A 20,058-nucleotide genomic window follows, 5' to 3' on the forward strand; every position below is an offset into this window, starting at 1 on the left:
TTTGGAAGTCAAAAACATCGGCGCCGATAGAAAGTGACGTTCTTTCACTTCCTTCTTCTTAAAGCTCTTCCAATGAAGTATACAACCATTCCCAGCAGCATAACTCCGATAATCTCGATGGCTCTCCGCGCCGGGCTTAGTCCCTGTCCAAATGCGACTTCGTGCTGCAGATAATCCACTGACTCGTACTTCTCTATAATCTCCGGAACGTAGTCCGAGGTCAGATAAATCCCCTGAATGATCTGAAAAGCATAATAAACAGCTACGAATATCAGGCCTACGATTAGAGAACGAAAGAATGGTTTTTTCATAACTTCCCGCCTTAGTTATTGTATACAATATAATGATTACTATTTTAACGTCATCCGCTTCGACCGTAAATAATCCCGTTGAAGAACTCTTGCGACCGATTAGAACAGGAAATCCCCAGCGACTATCGAAGAAAGAAGCACCCGACAGAGAGAGCTCCAATCTTACCTACCCTACCCCAGGAGGCTGAAGTCGCATGGGGAAATCCTTAAATATTCAAGGCCTTAACGGAACCAAGTTCAGTCAACAACTAAAAGGTGTTAACCTGGAGCAGGTCCTCATCGTAGCGATCGATGCGGCCAAGCTCCACCAAAAAGCCTGATCTGCAATTATTTCGGCGACATCATTGAAAAGCCCTTCTTTTTCTCGGTGAATGATTCTGGTATGGAGCTGAATCACGAACAAAGGATGAAGAATGGAGACGCCCTTATGGACGTCTCCTTAAGTCTCATGGTTCGTGTTCGGCCGCTCTCTTCGGTTTTGTTCCTACATTCCGAGCAAGTCGCGACAGCTTCCGCCCTTCATTTCCCGCTGATTCGCGCTTCGGGCTTTCACGCCCGTCTCCTTTCAAGCCTTCTAATCCGCATCAAAACCGTCGATCATGCCAAGCGCTTCCAGCGCTCTGACGAACACGACCGCAGCCTGGGCGCGCGTCGTTACCCCCTTCGGGCTGAACGTATTCTCGCTTGTGCCTGTCATGATGTTCAGCTTGACCATCAGGCCGACGTCCCTCAGATAAGCCGCACCCACGCTGCCGATATCCCTGTAGCCATTTAGTGCCGCGTTTTCCTCCGGGACCGGAAGCTCCTCAAGGGCGATGACGGCCGCGATCATGCTTGCCATCTCCTCGCGAGTCAACGGCTGATCCGGGTTGAAGCGCGTCCCGCTCGCGAAATCCAGCAATCCGAGCGCCTTCGCTTGACTGACTTCTTCGTAGTACCATGCGCCTGGCTTGACATCGTCGTATGACGCTTTGCGGTCGGTTAAGTCGCCGCGCCCGAGCGCCCGGACAAGCATGGCGGTGAACTCCGCTCTCGTTACGGATCTGTCCGGGGCGTACTTGCCTCCGCCAACACCGCCAACCAGGCCCTTCGCCGCGGCGAGCCGGATAGACGGCTCGCCCCAATGCGGCAGCGCATCGGCAAAGCTGACCGGATTTTGCGCGATGACGTATGCGCTATTGGTGTAAGAGCGAATCATCGCATACCATGTATCGTCCAGCTTGACCGACAGGGCGGGGACGAATTCAAACTTCCCGGTCTTCTCGTTATGGCGGAACGCGCCCCATTGCTCCGGCATGTCGGTGATGTCCTTCGGCAGCGGAATCGCCCTTGCAAGCGCCTTGCTGAACCGATTCGCCGTCCCGATCGTTTGTTCCGTCCTGACGTTAACGATCTCGATGCGAAAATCCACGATGGCGCCTATGATGCGGCCATGGGGCAGATCGTTGGCGAAGGCCGCCTGAATGTCTTCGTCGCCGGTCTTGTCGGTCAAGGTGATTTTGAAGCTGATATCCTCGGCTTTCAGACGGTTGGCGTCAAGCAAGTCCGTCAGCCCCGGAATCAGCGAAGCCAGCTCGACCGGCACTTGGTAGCTTCCGTAAGGAGTCTTGATCTCCATGAAGAAGGCGGCGTTTTTCTCCCCCAGCTCAGTTAAGACGCTCGCCGGGATGCGGACATACGCTGCACCGGCATCGTTCGGCAAAACTTCCAACGTGACGGACGGCTTCGTCGCGTCTATCTCGGATGGATCGAGCAAGGTGCCGTTCTTGTCAATGAACAGCTCCTCGGCGACAGGCAGCGGCGAGCCGCCTCCGCCTCCGCTCGATGGCGGGGGCGTCACACCGCCGCCCCCATGGTTCGCCGTCCATTGCGCGTACAGCGTAACGTTGTCCGTCCCCATCGTCAAGGTTGATCCTTCCGCGTAGCTCGCTCCCTTCCCATCGGCTTGCGAATTCCATCCGGCGAACGTATAGCCTGATCTTGTCAAGCTGCCGGTGTTGCCCTGTACGGTAACGACGGCTCCTTCAACATAACGATTGGGATCGCTCGGCGCGCTGCCTCCCGTATGTCCGTTTCCGCTATACGTTACGGTGTAGGTCGGGTCCGCCGTCCACTGCGCATAGACGATGATGTCTGCGAATACGGCCGTTGCGGCGTCGAACGGATCGCCTTGTCCTCCCGCATCCGTGTTCCATCCCGCGAACGTGTATCCCGCTCGGGTCGGCGGAGTCGGCAGCGACCCGACATTCCCTCCGTATACCGCCGTCGTTACTGTCGGATGAGCATCCGTGTCTCCTTCGTTCTTATTGAAGGTTACGCTGTGAATAGGGACCGTCGTCCATTGCGCATATACGATCATGTCTGCGTATACGGCTGTTGCGGCGCTGAACGGTTTGCCCTGTCCTCCCGCATCCGTGTTCCATCCCGCGAACGTGTATCCCGCTCGGGTCGGCGGAGTCGGCAGCGATCCGACATTCCCCCCGTATACCGCCGTCGTTACCGTCGGACGAGCATCCGTGTCTCCCCCGTTCTTATTAAACGTCACGGCGAAGGCCTCCGCCGTCCATTGCGCATAGACCGTTACGTCCATAGCGGGCATGATCAACGTGGTGGAGGGGCTGTTGGCATCAGCCAAAGTCACGCCGTCATCCGTCGTCCAACCGCTGAACGTGTAATGGTCGCGGCTGCCTGCGTGAATGGTCACCGTCGTGCCATCGGCATAACTGCCCGCACCGGATGGGGAGGCGTAGCTGTCGCTTACAGTAAGGGTATACTTGGCTTCCTCAAAGACGGCTCTTACCGTCACCGGATGATCCGGCATGATGAAGGTGTCCCCCGTAATCGCAATGTTGCCGCTGACAACCAGCCATTCCTTGAACCGGTAGCCCGCATTCGGCGCTGCGGTCAGCGTAATTTCGGCGCCTTCGGGAGCCGATGCCGCGCTGGCGGCGGCTGTGCCGTTGCCGTCGGCCTCGACGGTAATGTCGTATTTCTCCGGAATAAGCTGCGCCTTTAAGACGGTTCCGGAGGCAAGTTCCAGCGTTGTCCCTGCTTCATGCAGAGTCGTTCCGTCAAACCAGCCCCATTCTCCCGTAACGCTGCCCGCTATGTGAAATCCGTTTTCCTCCGTAATCTCCGGCAACGTCAAAGTCCCCGTATATACCACCGTGGCGGAGGTCAGCGCATCCCCCTTGTATCCCTTGCCCATCGTTCCGAGGGTACCGTTATCATCCATGTCGTATGTGACCGTTTTCAGACCGTTGAAGCCTAGCTTGTCCACATCCTCTCTCCAGACTTCAAGAGCAGGGCGGAAGCCGGCACTGGGAGGGCCACCGAGATAGCCGCGGCTCGAATAATAACCGTCGTGGGCTTCCCCTCCACGTGCTATCCGAGAAGCCGTTGGATAAACCGTATCCTGCCCCCAGGAAAAACCGCCCAGATCGCCAAGCAGATGCCCGATCCTGGTCATCACTTGATCCCATTCATTGTTTCTCGGCCCCGCAAAACCCGTAATTAGCTGAGGATAAGCATAGCCGACCGACAAGGAGCGCAGCATATAATTAACGCCGCCAGCAGAATATCCCTTTCCGTAAATAAGACGAGCATGATCAAGATTTCCATCACTTACGGATGTAGTGACATTGTAATCCGCCACGAACAAGCTGCGATCTCGGGCCGTCGCTGCTTCCGGCGATTGAAAAGTGCTCAAAGAATAGGCGTTCACCGTGCCCGCATAGGTGAAGGGAATCCATTTAAAGCTGATGTCCGGCAAAGCGGGATTTGCCGCGCCGATATTGTCTTCCTTCACTGATGACAGATCGAAATAATAGGTTCCCCCGGGAGCGAGAGAGAACTGCTCGCCTTCAGGGTTCTTCGTCCATATCGCATAGAGCGTTGTATCCCCCCTAACAAGAGTATCGGCATTAAACGCAGCGCCTTGCCCAGACAAATATGCGGTTGGATGATCGGCCCATTGGGCAAATGTATATCCTTCCCGCGGCGGCGGTTCCGGCAACGTACCAACAGTCTCATGATATAGAACCTCCATGGTCGTTGGATTTGCCTCCGTATCTCCGTCGTTGTTGTTGAAGGTTACGGTAAAAGCGGCTTTCTCCCATCGTGCAGATACATGCATGCTCGCATACACGGGTGTCTCGGCATCGAACGGTGCTCCCCCGGATTCCCAGCCTTTGAATACATACCCGTACCGAATCGGATCTGCAGGCAGCGTTCCGACGCCCTGACCGTATACGGCCTCGAGCACAGCACCTCCCTCAAAGTGAACTTTGAACGGTGCTTCTTCCCACCTGGCATGCAGCGTCGTATTTGCGTCTACAGAATTATAGCCCCAGGGTTCAGTGTCCCCTTCCTTAAACCATCCAAGGAAGGAGTAGCCATCTCTTGATGGATTCGCAAGCGTCTCCTTCAAATTGTTATCGATGGAAGTCGCGCCCGCCACAAACGAGATTTGTTGGAGCGGATTTCCGAAAAACACCTCTTCTCCGAACGTAACCGAGTTGATGTTTATAAATGTAACGCTAGATATAGGGTTATTAGCAAATGCGCGAAAACCGATTTCCAAGTTCTCAACTACCCCCGACGGAATTGTCAAGTTGGTTAGTTGATTGTCCGCGAATGCATATTGATCAATCATTCTATGGCCTGGCGGTAGCGTTACACTATGAAGTCCAAGATGCCTGAATGCTCCCCTCTCGATTTCCAGTACAAACTTTCCATCGATCCTGTCCGGGATTTCGACATCTTTGTCATTCACGTGATGATATCCCGTAATCCTGACCATATCGTCAAATATGTTAAGTTCTGAGGGAGAATTTATCCAGATGAAAGGCGCTTCCTCCCACTTGGCATACATCGTCGTATTTGCATTTACAGAATCATACATCCACTGTTCAGTATGATTCTCATCCTTAAACCATCCAAGGAAAGAGTATCCATCTCTCCGCTGATTCGCAAATGTCTTCCTCAAATGATCATCCATAGGATCTTGGCTCATCTCAAACGTGATATGCTGAAGCAGATTCCCGGAAAACACATCAACTCCAAACTGATCTGTGGACCCTTCAATGGCAATGCTGGATAAATGGTTACTAGAAAAAGCGCCATCATGCACTTCCGCTACGCTGCCCGGAATCGTCAAGCTGGTGAGTTGATTGTTCGCAAACGCGGATGCGCCGATCGTTTGAATGTTCGGCGGTATCGTCACACTGGCGAGTTGGTTGTTCGCAAACATAGTTGCGCTGATCTCTGTGATGCCGCCAGCTATCGTTACATCAACAAGCTGATTATTTGCAAACGCAGCTGCGCCGATCTCTGTGACGCTGTCCGGTATCGTGACACCAACAAGCTGATTTTCCGCAAACGCGCTCTCCCCGATTTCCGTGACGCTGTCCGGTATTGTCACACGATCAAGCTGATTATTCATAAACGCAGATGCGCCGATCTCTGTGACGCTGTCCGGTATCGTGACACCAACAAGCTGATTATTCGCAAACACAGCTGCGCCGATCTCTGTGAGGCTGTCCGGTATCGTTACATTGGTGAGGAGATTATGCTCAAATGCTCCTTCCCCAATGCTCTTAATGCCGCTTGGCAACTGTACACTGGCGAGCTGATTGCTACGAAATGCATTTGCGGCGATCTTAGTGACGCTGTCCGGTATCATTACACTAAGAAGCTGATTACCAGGAATAAGCGGATTGCCCGCAAACGCACCTTCCCCGATTTCCGTAACAGGCTTTCCGTGGATCGTGTCCGGGATGACGACATTTCTCACCATTTTTTTATTCCGACCCGTGATCGTGACCCCCGTGTCATTCGTTCTCCACATAAATTCCTCGACAGCCGCAGAGGCCGGGGCAGGGGAATTCCCCAGCGGTAAAAAATCCAGCAGCATTAGAGCAAGAAGCACACTAGCTATTTTTCTCAAGGGACAAACGCCTCCTCTTTTCACCGTGCTACGCTGCGATTCTTCGGATCGCTGATGTACAGCTTCGCCTGCTGATCCCCTCTAAGCGTCTTGCCCTATGATCTCTCTCTTTCTTCCAGCATGCTAAGGATCATCGCAACCGCTTCCGCTCGAGTCGCCGTGTCGTTCGGAACGAACTTGTTGTCGCCGCGGCCCCTGACGATGCCCAGTTGACGGATCGCTTCTACCGCGCCTCTCGCCCATTTCGGAATGTCTTCGTCATCGGCGAAGCCGGTCGGCGCATCCGTATCAAGAGACACTTTCAGCGCTCTGGCAATCATCGACGCCATCTCCGCCCGGGTGATCCGGGCATCGGGCCGGAAGCTGCCGTCCCCGTACCCGCCGACGATTCCCGCTTGCACGGCAAGAGCTGCCGCACGTTTGGCCCAGGAGCCAATCTGATCTTGATCTTGGAATGGAAGCGCCGAGCCTGTTCCCTCCAACTTCAATGCGCCCGCCAGCATAACCGTAAATTCGGCGCGAGTAACCGGATGGTCGGGCTTGAATGTTCCATCCGGATAACCTGTAATCATCTCATTAAATACGGCTTTCTTGATGCTTGCTTCCGCCCAATGTCCGGAGATGTCGCTGAAGGCTATCTCAGGCTGGGCAGGTTCCGGCGCCGCTTTATCTTTCGCGAATACCGCAAACTTCGTCAAGTGATCAACCTCTACGGAGATGCGATTGCCTTCGATCTTGCCTCCGGCAATTTCCACCCATTCCTTCTTTGCTTCGTCATAGAAGCGTACGACGGGAACTTGATTCGCCTTCAGCTTGGCCGGATCGAAGGCAAAGATCAGCGTTACCGCTTTTTTGAAGTTCTCTGAGACGTTTTTCAAAATCTCGTAGATCGGGCTGGCAGGCACATCCCCTTCCGTCAGAAGGCGCTGCGTGTCCGTTACTTTCTCTATCGTTAGTATCATTTCCTTATCGGAGGCTCCCGCTGGAATGACGATGGTGACGTCATCCCCTAAGCTGACCTCGCCCGCTCTACATGCCGGAAGGGTTAATGTGCCGTCTGTGGAGGCGACTCTGTCATCGCATGACGGTGAAGGCGAATCTCCCCCGCTGCTTCCTCTATTGCTCGCCGTCCATTGCGCGTACAGCGTGACGTCGTCCGTTCCCATCGCAAAGGTTGATCCTGCCGCATAGCTCGTTCCCGCTCCACCCCCTTGCGTATTCCATCCGGCGAACGTGTACCCGGATCTGGTCAAGCTTCCGGTATTGCCTTGTACGGTGACGGCAGCTCCTTGTACATAACGATTGTGATCGATCGGAACGCCGCCTCCCGTGTGTCCGTTTCCGTTATACGTTACCGTGTAGGTAGGATCCGCCGTCCACTGCGCATAGACGATGATGTCTGCGGTTACGGCTGTATCGGCGTCGAACGGATCGCCTTCTCCAACCGCATCCGTGTTCCATCCTGTGAACGTATACCCCGTTCTAGTCGGCGGCGTCGGCAGCGTTCCGACGTTTCCTCCATATACGGCTGTCGTTACCGTCGGATTCGCGTCCGTATCTCCCCCATTCTTATCGAAAGTCACGGTGTAGACGGGATCCGCCGTCCATTGCGCATAGACGATGATGTCTGCGGTTACGGCTGTATCGGCGTCGAACGGATCGCCTTCTCCAACCGCATCCGTGTTCCATCCTGTGAACGTATACCCCGTTCTGGTCGGCGGCGTCGGCAGCGTTCCGACGTTTCCTCCGTAGACAGCCGTCAAAACCGTCGGACTTGCTTCCGTATTCCCGCCGTTCTTATCGAAGGTTACGCTGTAGACGGTGTCCGCTGCCCATTGCGCATAGACGGTGATGTCTGCGGTTACGGCTGTATCGGCGTCGAACGGATCGCCTTCTCCAACCGCATCCGTGTTCCATCCTGTGAACGTATACCCCGTTCTGGTCGGCGGCGTCGGCAGCGTTCCGACGTTTCCTCCATGCAGCGCCGTTATGGTCGTCGGACTTGCATCCGTTTCCCCGCCGTTCTTATCGAAGGTCACGGTGTAGGGCACCGAAATTTGACCGTGATCATTCCGTCCCCACGCTACAACGGTGCCGTCCGCCTTCAGCGCCAGGGAATGATTATTTCCTGCTGCTATCGCCACTACTCCGGATTCCGCTTCCGTCGGCACCGTCGTTTGACCGTAACTATTTGCTCCCCACGCCACCACGGTACCGTCCGCCTTCAGGGCCAGAGAATGAGCACTGCCGGCAGTAATCGCCACTACGCCGGTCTGCGCTTCTGCAGGCACTGTCGATTCAGTACCCAATCCCCACGACACCACCGAGCCGTTCGCTTTCAGCGCCAGGGAAAAATCACCTCCGGCTGCTATCGCTACGACATCGGAGAGTCCGATCGGCACCGCCGTTTGATCCTCATAAGGCGACCCCCACGCCTCCACGGTGCCGTTCGCCATCAGCGCCAGAGAATGAGAAGTTCCGGCTGCTATCGCCACGACATCGGAGAGTCCGTCCGGCACCTCCAACTGATCGTAAGCATTATATCCCCACGCCTCCACGGTACCGTTCGCCTTCAGGGCCAGAGAATGAGCGCTGCCGGCTGTAATCGCCACCACGTCTGTCTGCGCTTCCGTCGGCACCGCCGTCTGACTTAAATCATTTCCTCCCCACGCCAACACGGTACCGTCCGACCTCAGCGCCAGAGAATGACGAGCTCCCGCTGCGATCGCCACCGCATCGGACTCCGCTTCCGCCGGCACCGTCGTCTGACCGTCATCATTCCGTCCCCACGCCACAACGGAACCGTCAGATTTAAGCGTCAGCGAATGATCGTATCCCGCTGCAATTCTCTTTGTTTTGACCGAAACGGCGAGGTCAGCAGGAACAGTCGTTTGACCGCCATCATTCGATCCCCATGCCACAACAGAGCCGTCCGCTTTCAGCGCCAGCGCATGGTAACTTCCCGATGCAATACCCGCCACGCCGGACTGCGCTCCCGCCGGCACCTCTGCCAGGTCGTACCCGTCATATCCCCACGCCACCACGGTGCCATCCGCTTTCAGCGCCAGCGAATGATAATTTCCCGCCGCGATCGCCACCACACCGGACTCCGCTTCCGTTGGCACCGTTGTCTGATCGTAATCATTCGCTCCCCATGCCACAACAGAGCCGTCCGCTTTCAGCGCCAGCGAATGGTAAGTTCCCGCCGCGATCGCCACTACGCCGGACTCCGCTTCCGTCGGCACCGTCGTTTGACCGTAGTCACTATCGTCATCGTTCGCTCCCCATGCCACAACGGAGCCGCCCGCTTTCAACGCCAGCGAATGATAATTTCCCGCCGCGATCGCCGCCACGCCGGACTCCGCTTCCGTTGGCACCGTCGTTTGACCGTAACCATTCGATCCCCATGCCACAACAGAGCCGTCCGCTTTCAACGCCAGCGAATGATTGCCTCCCCCAGCAATCGAGACCACACCGGAGAGCCCCTCCGGCACGTCTGTTGCACCATGATATCCCCACGCCGCCACGGTGCCGTCCGCTTTCAGCGCCAGCGAATGATCCTCTCCCGCCGCGATCGCCACGACACCGGATTCCGCTTCTGTCGGCACCTCCGTTTGACCGTAATCATTCGCTCCCCATGCCACAACGGAACCGTCCGCTTTCAACGCCAGCGAATGACCATCTCCTGCTGCAATCGCCACTCTCTCCGTACGGCGGCCGCTGTCCGCCTGTTCGCCGTGGGCCAAGCCGGCATGGAAAGGCACCACAACGCCCGCCACCATCGCGAGCAGGCTCATCGTCTGAACGCACTGGCGAAGTATCCTCTTAAACCTCAAACGCAACACAGCCATCCCGAATCCTCTCCCCTATAGATAAACGAAAAAATGTTCGCCCGACTGCAGCTGCCTGCAGCCAAGTTCGGTCATACCTTCTACCCTAAAATTAGGGAAGATTCGCGCCGCGCGTCTCGGACAAATGGAATCTCGTTTACAAGCAAGCGCCGTACGTCTCTTCCAGCCTCAGTTTGCTTTCTCATATAAATTCATACACGAATGTATTTATTTTAGCAAGGCAAAAAAATACCGTCAAGACGTGTCGTTTCAACGGTACTTTTCTCGCCTGTCATGTTAACAGCTTGACGAATCCTGTAAGCAGCGTGTCCGGATTAAACTCTCCGAATAGAAGCGTCGTCGCCGAATAGCCTTCGCTGAACGCCCACATTTGAGCGGCAACCCGGCTGCTGTCTATATCGTTCGCAATCCAGCCTCCCTCCTTCAGTATGTCGACAAACTCCGCAATCTCGACGATCCATCCTTGATAGTGCTCCTTCAGCCTGCTGCGGGCTTCCGGATCCGCCTTCGTCTGCAAGTAGAAATCGATCAGAACCATAAACCATTTTCGTCCATCCCTCATTCTGTTTTCCAGTTCAAGCATGCACTTGGCCAAGACTTGCTCCAGCGTTGCCTCTTCTTTGTTGTAAAGGCGGGGAACCTCCGTCCAACCGCTCCTGAGACTGACCCGCTGCTCCAGTATTCGAAAAAATACCTCCTCCTTCGTCTTGAAATGGAAATAAAACGCGCCTCTCGTAAATCCGGCTCGCTCCACGATATCCTCAATTCTTGTCGCCGCAAAGCCTTTATCCAGGAAGCAGGCCAATCCCGCTTCGATTAGTTGACGATAGGTGGTCTCGCGTTTTAATTGGAATTTGGTCTTCTGCAAATCGCTCGCTCCTTCGCAAGGCTCCATTCCGGTTTCGTATGATTGTCATCTTTCTCTCCAATCATAACCTTATCTGCGGCACTTGCAAAACGGATATTGCCAATACGAGCGACTCTGAACCTTCAACACCGCCCAGTCCGCAGATTGCCCCGCTCTCGAACGAAGCTGCCTTCGCGAAGGCTCTTCGCCCGGACCGCAGCGCGTTCAGCGCCTCCTTCATGCGGAAGGCGGTCGGGATACGAGGCCCTCTATCTTCTGTTTAATGGCGGAGAGAGATTCGCGAGCGACCTTCTCTCCCACCTGAATGCTTAAAGAAGATCCTTTAAATGAAATGGAACCGTTCTCCAACCAGGGATTCAATACGACGTCGGCCAGCTGTAATTCGTCCTGAATCATCCGCTTGCTCATAATATCGATCGTGTTCAGAATGGTGGCGATGAAATTCGTCGGTTCCTTCTTCACGAAGTCCGGAATGCTGAGATCGACGGCAACGACGATGTCGGCGCCCATGCTTCTGGCAAGCGCTACGGGCACAGGATGCGCGACGGCGCCGTCCAGAAGAAGGGCGTTCCCGTATTTGACCGGCTTCATCACCCCCGGAATGGCAGTGGAGGCGCAGATCGCGTGCGATACCTTGCCCTTATTGAGAATATAGGCCTCTCCGTTTATCGCATTGGACGCTACGGCAGCGAAAGGGATCCGCAGATCCTGAAATTCGACAGGACCGATATACTTCTCGACGAAGCGGACCATCGGATAATTGTCAACCACCCCGTTCCGCGGGAGCGCCGGGCGCACAAGCTGTCTCCAGCGCACAGTCGGCAGTACGCGTTCAAAAGCAGAGGTAGGCTGACCGCCTGCGTATAGCGCGCCGATAAAAGCGCCGACGCTCGTACCGGCTATCATATCGATCGGAATATTCGCCTGCTCCAGCGCCTTGATCACACCGACATGGGCCGATCCCCGCGCGGCGCCGCTCCCCAAGGCCAGAGCGATCTTCGGACGGGCTCCAGGCTCGCGCGCGCTCCCGAACCGGAGATGCGAATTACGGACCGTGTCCCCGTTGCTTCGGATCAGCGCGTCGTGAACAACCCGCTTTAGCTCCTGAATATTCCCGGCGAGAAACGGGAAAGTGCCGATCATGTTCATCGCTTCTTGCGACATCAACGACTCGGGCTCGTCGAATCCCGCCTCGGATATAAAGGTGCGCACCAGCAAGGGAATATCCTCTGTCCGTTCCCTGAGCGGTATCATCTCCAAATGCGCTTCGGCTATGGCCAGCTGACGCTTCGCGGTCATGATGACGCGGGTATGCTCCACCGAGCGAACCAAGCGATGCAAGTGATCCGACGGAAGCAGATCGGCTTCTCTCAGGATCACCGTTCCTCCTTTGGCCGCCCGAACCTTCATCTCCCATTCCTCGAGGTTAACGCACTTCCCCTCCATCAGGAATACCGGATATTCGGATCTCCGCGATCGCGCATGAATCTCCCAGGCGACATGGGATTTCCCGACTCCGTTCTCGCCGACGATACATAGCGAATGCTCCGTCTGAGCCAATTCGCCGATCTTGCGCTTTAGCTCGCGCATGAACTTGCTCTCTCCGACCAAGGCCCCGTATCGGGATTGCCGCTCCTCCTTTAATTGGCGCAAGACGACAGAGCTCTTCGTGTGCTCCTCCAGCACTCTGTCGTTGGATGTCGCAATGCGCTGAACCATCGCTTCGATCATGTGATGACGGAACTCGGCGCTCTTGTCCATGAGTTGAAGCAAGCCTTCACGAGGCATGGATACCGTTCGGACAGGGCCGTCCGCCTGAACCGTAGCGCTCACCGGGGCTCCGGTTAAGCACGACATCTCTCCGAAGAATTGCCCGGGCTTCAGCCTGGCAACATGGACTTGGGTTTCTTGTTGAACGTAAACATTCAAGGCTCCTGCCAGAATAATGTGAAAATGGGCGGACTGTTGATTTTGCTTCAGAATGGCCGCGCCGCTGTCGAATTCGTTAACGCTCAAGTACGGGCGTATCGATCGCAAGTCCATATCGCTTAACTCGCCTAGGATCGGAAACCGGCGAATCTCCTCGCACTTATTCAACGCGCAAGCATCCTTTCCCCATAAGTTCCTGACCGTTCTTTAGCGATTTTGACTCGTTTATCTTTAAATCGCTCGAAAACATTTATATGATGAAGGTGTTCTATTCTGAATTTTCAAGGGTTCGTACCGGGAAGTCAATACGATTCAGAGATGTCGAACATATGGAGGGAATATGTACCACATCAATGCAGACCCAAGGTCCGTTCAGTCCAAAACGATGTTGTATCGCGCCTTGTCGCAAAGGATGAAGGAAAAGAATTTCCAGTCCATCACCGTCAAGGAGGTCGTCCATACCGCACAGATCGGGAGATCCACCTTTTACCGGAACTTCGACAGTCTGGAAGACATCTTGCAGTGGAAATGCGACGAATCCTTCCACGCGCTCTACGGCTATATCGTTCAATCGATCGCTTCGCAAGCCGTTCGGACGAGCGACAAGTTTCCGTTCATACTGCCTTTCTTTCGTTACTGGCATGCCGATTCGGAAATCGTCGAGCTATTGATCGCCGCCAACCGTATAGACATCGTCTTCTCCGCCTTCGAGGACACCATGAAGAAGCTCGTGCTTAGGCTTCGCCCCGCCATGACGAAGCTGTCTCCGCAGTTCGACTATTTCCTGGCCTTCCGGTCCGGGGCGATCATACGCATCCTGCTTCAATGGATTCAAAACGGTAAAAATCTGTCTCCCGAGGACATGCACCGATTCATCGAGTCGCAATCCGAAGGCTTCATACCGCAGATGGAATGACTTGGGCCATCCCCCGGCTTGAGCCGAAGTCATCAGATTGTCAACGGATGGACGCCCGCCGTCCCTTACACGACTTTCCGCTGTGTTATACTGTTCATGTCGGCCCTGCGTGTCCGCTAAGGAACTTTAACTAAAGGAAGTATGATGATGGATTATTCGTCCAAGGAAGAACGCGTGCATGGCGTATTCGAGAAGGTATACGAAAATTACGATACCATGAACTCCGTAATTTCCTTCCGACTGCATAAGCTGTGGCGCAAAGATGTCATGAGACGCATGAACGTGGAGCCGGGCGCTGCCGCTCTCGACGTATGCTGCGGAACGGGCGACTGGTCTGTCGCGCTGGCGCAGGCTGTCGGAGAAAATGGCGAAGTCGTTGGCATAGACTTTAGCGAGAATATGCTTTCGGTTGCCAAGGATAAAGGGCGTAAAGCCCAGCTGGATCAGCTGAAATGGGTGCATGGCAACGCCATGAAGCTTCCTTTTGAAGATCATCGCTTCGACTATGTGACCATCGGCTTCGGACTCCGAAATGTACCCGACTACATGACCGTGCTGAAGGAAATGCATCGCGTCGTGAAGCCCGGCGGCAAAGTCGTCTGTCTGGAGACCTCCCAGCCTACCCTAATGGGCTACAGACAGCTGTATCTTTTTTATTTCCGGTTCATTATGCCGCTGCTGGGAAAAATTCTCGTCAAACGTTATGAGGAGTATTCTTGGCTGCAGCAATCGGCCCGGGATTTTCCCGGGAAGCTTCAATTAAAGAAAATGTTCCGGGAGGCCGGCTTTGAGCATGTAGAGGTTAAGAGTTACGCCGGCGGCGGCGCAGCCATGCATATGGGACATAAATCTTCCGGCGGGGAAATTCCGAAGCCGCTGGATACAACGTTAGAGGGCTGATGCTGCGGCAGCCTAGACGATACCGCGAATGTCGCCGAGTGAAGCGACCCCTTGGCTCCGCATCCAATCCGTGATCCCGGCGGCGATCTCCGCCCCCGCGCTCGGTTGGACGAAGTTCCAAGTGCCGACCTGAACCGCCTCCGCGCCGGCCATCACAAATTCAATCGCGTCTTCGGCAGAGGCGATGCCGCCCATCCCGATGACTGGAATGCCGACCGCCTTCGCCGTCTGATGAACGATGCGCAGCGCTATCGGCTTGATCGCCGGACCGGACAATCCTGCGTACGTCTGACGGAAGACGCTGCGTCTTGCCCGTATGTCAATCTTCATCGCCAGCACCGTGTTGATCAGCGACACGGCGTCGGCTCCCTCGGCCTCGCACATGCGAGCCATCTCGGCGATATCCCGCGCATTCGGCGACAGCTTGACGACCAGCGGCAGCCCTGTCGCCTCTCGTACCGCCCGGACAACGCTCCGCGCCGTCGCCGTCTCGATGCCGAATGCCATGCCGCCTTCTTTGACATTGGGGCACGAGATGTTGAGCTCAAGCAGAACCGGCAGCTTGCTGCCCGCCTTCGTGCGTTCCCGGCAAGCCGCGTCGATGCGCGCCGCTCCCTCGACGTACTCCTCCAGCGATCCGCCCCCGAGATTGATCAGCACCGCCGTATCCTGCGCCAGCATCCAATCCAGCTCTCGGCTAATAAATGCGTCCACCCCCGGGTTTTCCAGTCCGACGCTGTTCAGCATGCCCGACGCCGTCTCCCAGACGCGCACGCCCGGATTGCCTGCTCTCGGATGAAGCGTCAGCCCCTTGGTGGCGATCCCCCCCAGAAGCGACAGCGGGTAGTACGCCGCATATTCGCGTCCGTAGCCGAACGTGCCCGACGCCATCATCACAGGGTTACGCAGCGTCACGCCCCCGATGTTACACGCGATCCCACTCATCCCATCGCACCTCCTCTCCCGAAAATACGGGCCCGTCCGCGCACACTCTGCGGCTGCCTTCAGTCGTCGGACAGGAACAGACGAGACAGGCGCCGACGCCGCAAGCCATTCGGCTTTCCACCGATACATACAGCGCCGCTCCAGATCGTTGAGCTTTGTGCGCCATCGCTTGGAGCATCTTCCGAGGACCGCAGGCGAACACCGCGTCGAAGCGCGAAGGCTCGATCTCGTCAACGATGCTGCCGCCGATCTTGACGATGACTTCCGCACATCGCGAGCGAAACGGCACATCGGCGATTGCCTCGCCGCTGAATCCGAGATAGGCGGTCGACCCCGGCAGCTGCCGGGCCGCGAAGTATAGCGGCGCTGCGCCCAGCCCTCCTCCTACGAGCGCCACGCGCCCGTCGACATCAGGGAATCCGTTCCCGATCGGCCCGTTCAGTTCGACCCGGTCGCCGCGCCTCAGATCCGCCAGCCGCTGCGTTCCTTGCCCAACGACACGGTACAGGAACGAGATGCCGGCCTCGTTCAGGTCGTAGATGCTGAGCGGCCTCGACAAGAGCGGATAAAGCTCCCATCCCCGCACCATGTAAAATTGCCCCATTCTGCCTTCATACTGTCCGCCGACCGTCAGAATACGGCAGTCGGACGATACCCGAATGTTAGACAACACGTCCGCCATCGTTCGTTCCTCCTTCTTGTCTCGTTATTCCCACAATAGCAGAGTAGACGTCGCTGTCCTGTGACGAATATCATGTGAATTGCGCTGCCGACGCACGCGCTCATGCCTCTCTTGCTTTTTAAATCATAATATCGTAATATTACGATATTATGATTTAAAGGGGGATGAACCGGTACCGATGGAAAACAATTTTAAGTTTTACGAGGATACGGCGGAGCTGCTGAAGGCGCTCGCTCATCCGGTACGGCTCTGCATCGTCAGAGGGCTGCTGACCAAGGAAAGCTGCAACGTGTCCTATATGCAGGAATGTCTGGGGCTGCCGCAATCGACCGTATCCCAGCATTTGCAGAAGCTGCGCTCGATCGGCATCGTGGAGACGGAGCGCAAAGGGCTGGAAATCAACTATTCGGTCAAGGACGAACGCATCAAACAATTGATTCGCATCTTCTTCGGGGAGGCAGAATGAGATGGCAGGCAAAAAAGTGTTAATTGTAGGCGGGGTAGCTGGAGGAGCCTCTGCGGCGGCGCGGCTGCGGCGGCTGGACGAGGACGCCCATATCGTGCTGTTCGAACGCGATCCCTATATTTCGTTCGCCAACTGCGGTTTGCCCTACTATATCGGCGGAGCGATCGCCGACCGCTCCAAGCTGCTGGTTCAGACGCCGGAGGGCATGAGAAGCCGCTTCAACATCGATGTTCGCACAGGCAGCGAGGTGGTCGGGCTCGATCCCGCCAGCCGAACCGTGAGCGTGCGCAGCGCCGAGCGCGGCGAATATACGGAAAGCTATGACGCCGTCATCTTGTCCCCCGGAGCCAAGCCGGTTCGGCCGCCCCTGCCCGGCATCGAGAGCAGCCGCATCTACACGCTGCGCAACATTCCGGACACCGACCGAATCAAAGCGAAGGTCACCGAGGAAGGCACGCGGTCGGCTATTGTGATCGGCGGCGGCTTCATCGGCGTGGAGATGGCGGAAAGCCTGCGCGAGGCCGGGCTCACGGTCAGCCTGGTGGAGGCCGCGCCGCAAATTCTGGCGCCGTTCGATGCGGAGATGACCGCCCCGCTCGCGCAAGAGCTGGAGTCGCACGGCATCAGCCTGCACCTGTCCGAGAAGGTAGAGCGCTTCGCCGATACGGAGAACGGCTTATTGGTGCGACTGGCCAGCGGCAAGGAGTTGCAAGCGGAGATGGCGCTGCTGGCAATCGGCGTTGCGCCGGATACGGCTTTTCTGAAGAAAAGCGGTCTTGCCTTCGGACCTAGAGGGCATATTCTGGTCAACGAGCGCATGGAAACCAATCTGGAGAACGTGTATGCGGTAGGCGACGCCATTGAAGTCAAGGATTTCGTGAACGGCAGCCAGACGGCCGTCCCGCTCGCGGGCCCGGCCAACAAGCAGGGGCGGATCGCAGCGGACAACGTGTGCGGACTCGGGACGACTTACAAGGGTTCTCAGGGGACAGCCGTCATTAAGGTGTTCGGAATGACCGGCGCCTCCACGGGCAATAACGAAAAAACGCTGCAGAGGCTCGGCATTCCGTATCAGGTCGTCCATGTGCATCCCGGCTCGCATGCCGGCTATTATCCCGGAGCTACCCCTATTTCACTCAAGCTGCTATTCGGCAAAGAAGGCCAAGTGCTGGGCGCTCAAGCGACAGGCTATAACGGCGTGGAGAAAAGAATCGACGATATCGCCACCGTCATCCGGCTGCGCGGCACGGTTGCCGATCTGACGGAACTGGAGCTGTCCTACGCGCCGCCTTATTCTTCGGCGAAGGATCCTGTGAATATGGCGGCTTATGCTGCGGAAAACGTGCTGGCGGGATTAACGAACGTGTTCACGGCGGCGGAACTGGCGCAGCGGGATGCCGCAACGACGATGCTGATCGACGTGCGAACGGCGATAGAGCATGCCAACGGCCATATTCCCGGCTCAGTCAACATTCCCGTCGACGAGCTGCGGGGACGGCTGCAGGAGTTGGACCCTTCCAAGGAGATCTGGATCTATTGTCAAGTCGGACTGCGAGGCTATACCGCCTCGCGCATATTGGCGCAAAAGGGCTTCCGCGTGCGCAACCTGACCGGCGGATATAAAACGTGGCAGCTAAGCCGGTACACGCCCGGCAAGCAAACCGCAGCGCCAACTGCCCCAATGGCGGCGGCTTCTGAGGTCGCCGCGGCGACGGCTCCCCCGCGCTCCGACTCGCCCGGCGCTCCCTCCGCCGCACCGTCGGCTACGATAATGACGGCTGCGACTGCGGCCGTTCCGGAAACCGCAGCAGCCGCTCCTCCCGCCCCTGTATCCGACAAACCGGACGCCGTGCTGGACGCCTGCGGACTCTGCTGTCCGGGACCGCTGCTCCAGGTGAAGAAACAAATGGACGGCATGAAGCAAGGACAAATCTTGAAGGTAACCGCGTCCGATCCCGGCTTCTACGAGGACATCCAGGCGTGGGCGCGCATGACCCGCAACCCGCTGGAGAGCGTCGCCAAATTGTCGAGCGGACTCATTGAGGCGGTGCTGCGCAAAGGAAATGCGGAAGACGATGGGGGAGCGTCCGAAGTCCCCGGGAGCGGTACGGCGCTCGAAAGCCGGCAGCAGGCCCGAAGCCATGCCAGCACGATGGTCGTGTTCAGCGGCGACCTGGACAAGGCTATCGCTTCGTTCATTATCGCCAATGGCGCGGCGGCCAGCGGCAAAAAAGTCACGATGTTCTTTACTTTCTGGGGATTGAACATCATCCGGCGGCCCGACAAGCTCAAGGTCAAAAAGGATCTGTTCGGAGCTCTGTTCGGAGCGATGCTGCCGCGCGGCAGCCGCAAGCTGGGGCTGTCCCGTATGAACATGTTAGGCGCTGGACCGAAGATGATCCGCCAGCTGATGCGGAGCAAAAATGTTTCTTCGTTAGAGGAGCTAATTCAAAGCGCCCGTGAGCAGGGAGTTGAAATGGTGGCCTGCCAAATGTCCATGGATCTGATGGGCATTTCGCGTGAGGAGTTGATCGACGGCGTGCAATTCGGGGGCGTCGGACACTATCTCGGCAGAGCCGAGCTGGCGGGACATCATCTCTTTATATAAGCCTAGCTGGAATCTTTTGAACACGCACGAATAGCGCAAGCCTGAGAGATTAATCCCCCTCTCGGAGCTTGCGCTATTTGCATTGCCAACCTGCAGGCGACATGCGACTCATTTAAATTTTCTACATCAGGGGGAAATCAGCCATGCTTATAGTCGCGATCGCAGAACAGAAGCCTCGTAAATGCCCCAACTCAATAGGACAGCTGTAATTTTTTAAAGTCTCATCCTTTTCGGCTTCGTGCTGCTTTAACAGCTCCTGTAAAAAAATGACTTCGAGCTGTTCCCTAATCATGCGGGCAATGATGTCTTCGTAACCTCTATGGCAACGGCTGGATAGCGACTTTTGTGCTGCCCAGTTCGATCCGCTCGAGGGGGGGGAGTCAATGTTGGCGGATTAAGGTTAATTTGTCGTCCCCCGGTAGTCCTGGCGAATAGGTTGAGCTTAGGCGGGACGGAGACTGCGGGGCTAAGGCCAAGAAAGTGTCTTGACGCTGCTCAGGCCGCAGGGCTAAGGCCAGAAAGACGCGAGCGCAGGCCATCACGGCTCGCCCCCTCATCTTGCGCCTCCGAAGCCGCCGATCGTCTCTTGCTCGTCAAACAGCGAGCGGCCTATAATTGTGATACTACTTGAATCG

12 protein-coding genes are annotated in these 20,058 nt (G+C 56.3%); 5 read left to right on the plus strand and 7 right to left on the minus strand.

What is annotated here, in order from left to right; translation table 11 throughout:
- Positions 1-44 precede the first annotated feature (44 nt).
- Positions 45-311, minus strand: a complete 267-nt coding sequence (locus ACFO3S_RS10870; RefSeq protein ID WP_378095288.1) for a hypothetical protein — start codon at positions 309-311, stop codon at positions 45-47.
- A gap of 194 nt (positions 312-505) precedes the next feature.
- Between ACFO3S_RS10870 and ACFO3S_RS10875 the strand changes: the two genes are divergently transcribed.
- Positions 506-631 (plus strand): hypothetical protein, encoded by a 126-nt coding sequence (locus ACFO3S_RS10875; RefSeq protein WP_378095290.1) that lies wholly within the window; start codon positions 506-508, stop codon positions 629-631.
- A 254-nt stretch (positions 632-885) separates the two neighbouring features.
- On the opposite strand, the gene ACFO3S_RS10880 is transcribed toward ACFO3S_RS10875, so the two are convergent.
- From ACFO3S_RS10880 to ACFO3S_RS10895, 4 genes are all read right to left on the minus strand, one after another.
- Positions 886-6,258, minus strand: a complete 5,373-nt coding sequence (locus ACFO3S_RS10880; protein WP_378095292.1) for an InlB B-repeat-containing protein — start codon at positions 6,256-6,258, stop codon at positions 886-888.
- 95 nt (positions 6,259-6,353) lie between these two features.
- On the minus strand, positions 6,354-10,109 hold the full coding sequence (locus tag ACFO3S_RS10885) for an RCC1 domain-containing protein (RefSeq protein ID WP_378095294.1): 3,756 nt from the start codon (positions 10,107-10,109) through the stop codon (positions 6,354-6,356).
- Positions 10,110-10,380: 271 nt separating this feature from the next.
- Complete coding sequence (locus tag ACFO3S_RS10890) at positions 10,381-10,977, minus strand: TetR/AcrR family transcriptional regulator (protein WP_378095296.1); 597 nt, start codon at positions 10,975-10,977, stop codon at positions 10,381-10,383.
- 216 nt (positions 10,978-11,193) lie between these two features.
- Entirely contained in the window at positions 11,194-13,074 is a 1,881-nt protein-coding gene (locus tag ACFO3S_RS10895) for a patatin-like phospholipase family protein (RefSeq protein WP_378095298.1), read from the minus strand.
- A gap of 172 nt (positions 13,075-13,246) precedes the next feature.
- Here ACFO3S_RS10895 and ACFO3S_RS10900 point away from each other — a divergent pair, with 172 nt between their 5' ends.
- Together ACFO3S_RS10900 and menG are read left to right on the plus strand one after the other, a co-directional pair.
- Positions 13,247-13,822 carry a TetR/AcrR family transcriptional regulator gene (locus tag ACFO3S_RS10900; RefSeq protein WP_378095301.1) on the plus strand — a complete coding sequence of 192 codons (576 nt, stop codon included), beginning with the start codon at positions 13,247-13,249 and terminating at the stop codon, positions 13,820-13,822.
- Between the two features lie 147 nt (positions 13,823-13,969).
- Entirely contained in the window at positions 13,970-14,722 is a 753-nt protein-coding gene (menG, locus tag ACFO3S_RS10905) for a demethylmenaquinone methyltransferase (RefSeq protein WP_378095303.1), read from the plus strand.
- Positions 14,723-14,734: 12 nt separating this feature from the next.
- On the opposite strand, the gene ACFO3S_RS10910 is transcribed toward menG, so the two are convergent.
- Together ACFO3S_RS10910 and ACFO3S_RS10915 are read right to left on the minus strand one after the other, a co-directional pair.
- The gene (locus tag ACFO3S_RS10910) at positions 14,735-15,667 is read right to left on the minus strand and encodes a dihydroorotate dehydrogenase (RefSeq protein WP_378095305.1); all 933 of its coding nucleotides are present in this window, start codon (positions 15,665-15,667) and stop codon (positions 14,735-14,737) included.
- The gene (locus tag ACFO3S_RS10915) at positions 15,648-16,349 is read right to left on the minus strand and encodes a dihydroorotate dehydrogenase electron transfer subunit (RefSeq protein WP_378095307.1); all 702 of its coding nucleotides are present in this window, start codon (positions 16,347-16,349) and stop codon (positions 15,648-15,650) included. Before ACFO3S_RS10915 ends, ACFO3S_RS10910 begins: the two co-directional genes overlap by 20 nt.
- Positions 16,350-16,527: 178 nt before the next feature.
- On the opposite strand from ACFO3S_RS10915, the gene ACFO3S_RS10920 reads away from it, so the two are divergent.
- Entirely contained in the window at positions 16,528-16,815 is a 288-nt protein-coding gene (locus ACFO3S_RS10920; protein ID WP_378095309.1) for an ArsR/SmtB family transcription factor, read from the plus strand.
- Between the two features lies 1 nt (position 16,816).
- Positions 16,817-19,423 (plus strand): FAD-dependent oxidoreductase, encoded by a 2,607-nt coding sequence (locus tag ACFO3S_RS10925; RefSeq protein WP_378095311.1) that lies wholly within the window; start codon positions 16,817-16,819, stop codon positions 19,421-19,423.
- Positions 19,424-20,058: the final 635 nt, after the last annotated feature.

Source organism: Cohnella hongkongensis, from assembly GCF_042654645.1.
In the GTDB taxonomy this organism is placed as follows: domain Bacteria; phylum Bacillota; class Bacilli; order Paenibacillales; family Paenibacillaceae; genus Cohnella; species Cohnella hongkongensis.